Raw genomic sequence first — 6,184 nt, 5'->3', positions numbered from 1 at the left:
GCCCTTTTTTTATGTCTTACTTTTTTACACAATTATATAGACTTAATCGCTTATGCTCACTTCCACCTCCTGATTTGCGCGGTTCTCCCTCGCTTATGCTCGCTTCTCCTCTTGTTTTGCGCGGTTCTCCCTCGCTTATGCTCGCTTCTCCTCCTGATTTGCTCGGTTCTCCCTCACTTATGCTCGCTTCTTCTCTTGATTAGCGCGCTTCTCCCTCACTTTTGCTCGCTTCTCCTCCTGATTTGCTCGGTTCTCCCTCACTTATGCTCGCTCCTCCTCTTGTTTTGCTCGCTTCTCCTTCACTTTCGCTCTTCCCCCCCATCCCAAACAAAAAGACAGGCGCGCGGCCTGTCTTCATCTTCCAACATTATTTCAAATCCTTCACAAGCTGGTTCATCATTAGTGATAGCAAGGAGATAATAATCGTTGCCAGGATGGCAATACCGAAACCATCGATGACAAAACTGCTTCCTAATAAGGCTTGCGTAATCATCAGAGTGATCGCATTAATAACGAACAAAAACAATCCTAGTGTAATAAACGTAATGGGTAGGGTTAGTACAACTAAAATGGGTTTGACGATGACGTTCAATACGGACAAAATCAAGCTGGCGATAATCGCGGTTACGAAGCTTTCGAGATAAAAGGACTCAAATAGCTGGGCTACGGCAATTAGCGCTATCGCGTTGACGATAATGTGCAACAGCCAATTTTTCATGACACGACATCTCCCTCATTCGGAATAATGACAGCTGCGATAATATACAGTAGTGACAACGGAAAACCTGTTGTAATAATAGCTAGTATGACAAAAATGAGTCGGACAATCGTAGCGTCGGCATTAAAATATTCTGCAACTCCACCTAAGACACCTGTTAGCATTCTTTTATCTTTTGATCTAGTTAATCGTTTCGACACACGATGACCTCCTTCGATTGATTAGTTAATTGTAATGGATCCTGTCTTGGCTTCAGCTTCTAAGTGAAGAGGTTTTGCTTGTTCTCCTTTTGAACGGAAACGTAGTTCTTTCCTCAGTACTTCGCTTTTTTCCTCTCGAATTTCAAAATCAGGTAGATTGCAGTTTATACTGCCCATGCTCGTTTTCAATTCTCCATCAACCGCAACTTCTTTCGGAAGTGTTACTGAAATACTTCCAGCAGTGGTCTTGAAGAAACCTGTATGCCCTTTGTCGCCACGCCAATTACACTTAAGGCTACCATTGACACCTTGGGTATCCACTTTTTCAAACTCACCATCTAGTGTAATCGATCCGTTTAAACTTTCGACCTCAACTTCATTCAAGCGCACATCTTTTAACGTGATAGAACCATTGCTTGTTTCAATATCCCAAGCGTTGCCGCTCATGTTTTCAAATTCCACTTTTCCATTGGCAGTTTTGGCCTGTAGGTCTTCGATATGAAATCCGTGAGACTTCATCTGGCCATTAAATAGGCGCAAGGACATATGTTTATATGATTTCTCTGGAATATAGAGAATAACGTTCGTCTTAATTTTCTTAGAGCTAATGGAAAAGCTCAAGCTTTCATCATCTACATGGTATTGCTTTTGCTCCATAAAACGTTCTCTCGCTTCCTCTTGATTATTCACTTGATATACCTTGGCATTGCATTCAATACGGACATCATCTTCTTGCCATGGTTTTAACTCAATGGAACCATTAGCAATATCCATCGCTACTTTTGAAAAAGATACGCCTTGATTTTGAAAAATGTGCGATACTTCATAGTATTGGCCAAAGTTTAAATCAAAATCTACGTTCTTCACCTTTTTTATCGTCTCTTCTACAAAGTCCATGAAACGCTTTTTTGTGGAACCTGAATGATAGCTCTTCTGTTCCTGTTTTTCATCCCATTTCACTTTTGTCGAAAGATGCTGTGGTTCCTCTTCTGTTCCAGCATTCTCTTGTACATCCTCGGCATACTTGATGGAATCTAACAGCTCTTCTGCTTCTTGTGAGGTGATCATGCCATCTTCCAACATCTTTAAAATCCGCTTACGCTCTTCCTGCATCGAATCATCGCTCCTTCTACTATTGTATATGTGTGAGACACATGGCCTATTTCCATTACTTTCGTTACGTATGAACAAAAGCGCAAGCGCCCTGCTAGCGACGTATATGCTGCGGCCCACACGATGTGGGTTGGTTCGATGTTGCTGCACGATGCAGCGATCTTAATCGAACTTCCCCTGATTCCGTAGGAGATAAAGGCAACACGAAGAACGAAGTGATTCGATGTTAACTTATCGTACGGAGGCGAGGGAAGCATACTAGTCGCTGGGCGCTGGAGCTGGACGTGGCCGCACCACTTTTTCAGTTATACACAAGCATTGAATTTTATAATTTCCTAGACGAGAACAAAAATGAACGATTCACTTTTATCATAAATGAATGAAAAAAAGATGTTGAGCAAACAGGAAGTGTACTTATTTAGTTGTCTTTCCCTTTATTAATATACGCTTTCATATTCTCTTCCGGTACTAAACTTCCACCAGTTGCCCATACAACATGAGTTGCATGTTCTAAATTAGGTGAACCTTGATGGTTTTTTGCAAGTTGTACTGGACCATACATCCCTGCCAGGGCAGATGGCTCTAATTTCATCTGTTCTGTCTGATTCAACAGGTAAAGCATTCTATATAGTTGGTGGTCTTCCACAGTGTAAATCCCATTCACTAGATGTTCCACCATTTGTACCGCATATTGGGAAGGTCGTCCAACTGCGAGCCCATCTGCCGCAGTACGATTATCAATACCAAAATCCTGTACGGAAACCTGATGAAACTTTCCGGTCATTAAGCCGATCAATACCGCCGGAGAATGGGTGGGTTCTGCAAAATAACAGTACACATTATCTCCAAAAATATGCTTCAAGCCATAGGTTACGCCACTTGGTCCGCCTCCAACGCCACAAGGAATATACACGATTAATGGATGATCTGCATTTACAACAATCCCTTTTTCATCGAGCTGTTTTTTCAGGCGGATAGCAGCTACGGCGTAACCTAGAAATAAATGTTTGGAATCTTCATCATCAACAAAGTAACATTGGGGATTCTCCTCACACATTTCCCTTCCCTTCTCTACTGCTAAACTAAAGTCTGATTCATACTCCATCACCTTAGCACCTTTATCGCGTAGTAAATCCTTTTTCCATTGCTTGGCATCCCGGGACATATGTACGGTAACCTGAAATCCTAGCTTTGCACTCATAATCCCAATGCTTAATCCTAGATTTCCTGTTGAACCGACTGCTATGGAATAGTTAGAAAAGAATTGCTTAAACGTATCATTGTACAGTTTCCCATAATCATCATTTTTGGTTATAAGACCATGCTCCAGTGCTAGTTTTTCTGCGTAAGAGAGAATTTCGAAGAACCCTCCTCTAGCTTTTATCGACCCAGCAACTGCTAGCTCATTATCACACTTAAGCCACAGCTGGCCAGGAATGTTTTCATCGTATTCCGATTGCAATGCATCCTTCATATTTGCAATCTCTTTAAGTGGTGATTCAATCTCACCATTCGTATCCGCTGTAACAGGGAATGCTTTTTCGATAAACGGTGCAAAACGTTGAAACAATGCCTCGGCTTCCTCCACATCTTCCCAGCTTAGATTTTTTCCTTCAATTGCATCAGGAAATCGTTTAACCTTCTGATTCACCCAAAACACTTCCTTCGTGTCTACGATAGAAGATAATAGAGGAAATTCGTTCATCCATTCACTTGTTGTCTTGCCTAAGATTAACCGTTCCATATACTACACTCCTTATCTAAAAACTCTTATCTATAGTATTCCTTTTCTATTCGCTCCCTAATCACCCTTTCATCTAGGGTCTATGCAAAGCGTTCTCATTAAGGTGTTGCTTAAGACGCAATCCTTTCGTCTAGTAAAAAAGAAAAGCAGAACCCCGGAGGATCCTGCTTATTTGGTAAAGTCCCATTTATAAAATTCTTCATAACGTAAAAGCTTTTGGCCTTCTGAATTTAACTCTTGTAACTCAGGGCTTTTACGGAATTGGCTCATCATACCTTCTGCTTGAGAACGGTGAGCTTCAATGGCTTTCATTTTAGCATTAAAATAATCCGCTACATCTTTAACAATGTCAGGCTCACCTAGCACCTCGCGTCGGTTATGAGAAATAGCTTTAGCCCAGACCTCTGGACGTTTCTCTTCATCAAAGCGACGTACTGCTTCAATTGCCGCTGCCCCCATAGCGTTGTGGTCAGGGTGAACAGCATGTCCAGGATAGAATGTTATGACAAGGCTAGGTTGTAGATCATCAAGAATTCCTTTAAGGTGGGAAGCTACTTCATCCTGGTCTTCAAACTCTAGCGTTTTATCACGATAGCCTAGCATTTGAAGATCAATATCTAAAGCTTCGCAAGCATCCTGTAATTCTTTCTTTCGAAACTCCGATAGCGTCTCGCGGTTCGCAAATGTTGGATTGCCCATATTACGCCCCATTTCACCTAATGTCCCGCATAGATATGTGACAGGGATATCTTTTTCACGAAATTGGAGAATCGTACCTGAACAACCAAAAGCTTCGTCGTCTGGATGGGGAAGTATGATTGCAACGTGTTGATGTTGATCCATGATCCTATTCTCTCCTTTATTTCTTAGTTCTCAAACGGTGTTTCGCTAATCTCAAGGGCTACCATTAAGCGACCTTCGGCATCATGACCTGCCATGAGCAAGCGACCTTTATCATCCACTTCCCATTGCGTGAGCCCTTCAGCATAAACCCAACCATGGTCCATCTTCAAACCGATGCGAAACGTTTCATGACCTACGATTTTGGCATGCTTATAGCGAACTTTAGCATTACGAATAAATGCGCCTACGTTATATGCGTTTGAATTAAAATGACTTGCGTATGCGCCATTGGTTGTTTCTAGGTGCACATACACATCTTTATTAGCAAGATGATCAAGAGCTTCTTGAACTTTATCGATCTGGATCATTTCCATGACGATGACTCCTCTCTCGAACTAGTGTCTGTTTATACTCTACCCAATCCATCCCCCGAACGTCAAAGAATCTACTTACTATCCCAGCTATGAATAGGACATCATGGAAAAAAGTACGCACCAGATTAGCAGTTTATCATTTGGGATGGAGTGCGAGGTTATGAGCGACTTTTGTGATATATGAGCGGGATTTCGAATATATGATCGACATTCTCCATTTATGAGCGAGATTTGATTTTTATGAGCGACATTCTCCATTTATGAGCGAGCCTGATGTTAAGCGACCCAAGGTTGAGCCAGACAACAAGAAAGGCTGATACTCTTCCAAGTAACAGCCTCTCTCCCTAGTCATAAATCTATTGGCTTTTCAGCAATCCAAATCGTCCAACGATCCTGCTCCTGAATCGATTCATGTGCTTTGTACTGATGGTAAATGGTAGTGGCGAGTTGTTTCAGCTCCTCATCCGTTAACTCATGTAGGATGGTTCTCCCTGTTCGATTCATCAGATCGTCATATAACTTATCGCGGGACGGGTATTTCTGACGTGTTTCAACTAATGACTTCATTTTGATTTTATGAAAGCCTGCTTGATGCAAGCTACGAATTACTTGGTTAGAAGAATGACGTCGCACTTTTTCTATCCTCTTTAGACGAGGGTACATAGAAAAAATGTGACCTCGTACATGCTCTTTGTCCGGTGGTAAAAAGCAATCATCCAATGTGCGGTCTTGGATAATCACTTGCCCACCTGGCTTAAGCACACGGTACAGCTCTTTCACGTTTTCTTGAAGTTGAGCTCGTTGTAGGTGATGAATAACAGCCCGCTCTACGACAGTGTCCACTTGCTCAGCGTCCAAAGGAACAGCGGCTGTTTCTCCTTGTAATAACGTTACATTCGAGATATCCCCTACATATTCTTTCGCCCCTTGTAACATTGTCTCAGAGGCATCAATTCCATACACGTGTTGCACATTCATGTTGGCGAGGGCTTTAGTATATATGCCCCCACCACATCCCAAATCAACAACCTGCTGACCGGACCAAGAGACGAGCTGTTCCATCGTCTCTCTCCATTCTGGAGCTGCGTCTCGGAGTGCATAACTATCTTGTTGCAATTGGTTGAAAAATGGCTTCTTCATTTGAACCAACCTTTCTTGACTGTCTAGGATTGTTCCCAGAAAAGGCTGTGGT

7 protein-coding genes are annotated in these 6,184 nt (G+C 42.2%); all 7 read right to left on the bottom strand.

Annotated elements, in window-relative coordinates; genetic code table 11:
- Positions 1 to 367 precede the first annotated feature (367 nt).
- The gene (locus tag N782_RS06020; RefSeq protein WP_036817421.1) at positions 368 to 718 is read right to left on the bottom strand and encodes a phage holin family protein; all 351 of its coding nucleotides are present in this window, start codon (positions 716 to 718) and stop codon (positions 368 to 370) included.
- The gene (locus N782_RS06015) at positions 715 to 918 is read right to left on the bottom strand and encodes a PspC domain-containing protein (RefSeq protein WP_036817419.1); all 204 of its coding nucleotides are present in this window, start codon (positions 916 to 918) and stop codon (positions 715 to 717) included. Before N782_RS06015 ends, N782_RS06020 begins: the two co-directional genes overlap by 4 nt.
- Before the next feature lie 21 nt (positions 919 to 939).
- On the bottom strand, positions 940 to 2,031 hold the full coding sequence (locus N782_RS06010; protein WP_036817417.1) for a DUF4097 family beta strand repeat-containing protein: 1,092 nt from the start codon (positions 2,029 to 2,031) through the stop codon (positions 940 to 942).
- Between the two features lie 418 nt (positions 2,032 to 2,449).
- Positions 2,450 to 3,775, bottom strand: a complete 1,326-nt coding sequence (locus N782_RS06005) for a D-serine ammonia-lyase (protein ID WP_052111198.1) — start codon at positions 3,773 to 3,775, stop codon at positions 2,450 to 2,452.
- 168 nt (positions 3,776 to 3,943) lie between these two features.
- Entirely contained in the window at positions 3,944 to 4,618 is a 675-nt protein-coding gene (bshB2, locus tag N782_RS06000; RefSeq protein WP_036817414.1) for a bacillithiol biosynthesis deacetylase BshB2, read from the bottom strand.
- Between the two features lie 23 nt (positions 4,619 to 4,641).
- On the bottom strand, positions 4,642 to 4,992 hold the full coding sequence (locus N782_RS05995; protein WP_036817411.1) for a YojF family protein: 351 nt from the start codon (positions 4,990 to 4,992) through the stop codon (positions 4,642 to 4,644).
- 348 nt (positions 4,993 to 5,340) lie between these two features.
- A complete protein-coding gene (locus N782_RS05990; RefSeq protein ID WP_036817408.1) occupies positions 5,341 to 6,132 on the bottom strand; it encodes a class I SAM-dependent methyltransferase in 792 nt (263 codons plus the stop codon).
- Positions 6,133 to 6,184 lie beyond the last annotated feature (52 nt).

Origin of the sequence: Pontibacillus yanchengensis Y32 (assembly GCF_000770635.1) — a bacterium.
Taxonomy (GTDB): domain Bacteria; phylum Bacillota; class Bacilli; order Bacillales; family BH030062; genus Pontibacillus; species Pontibacillus yanchengensis.
This window is presented reverse-complemented; position numbering and strand designations above follow the sequence as displayed.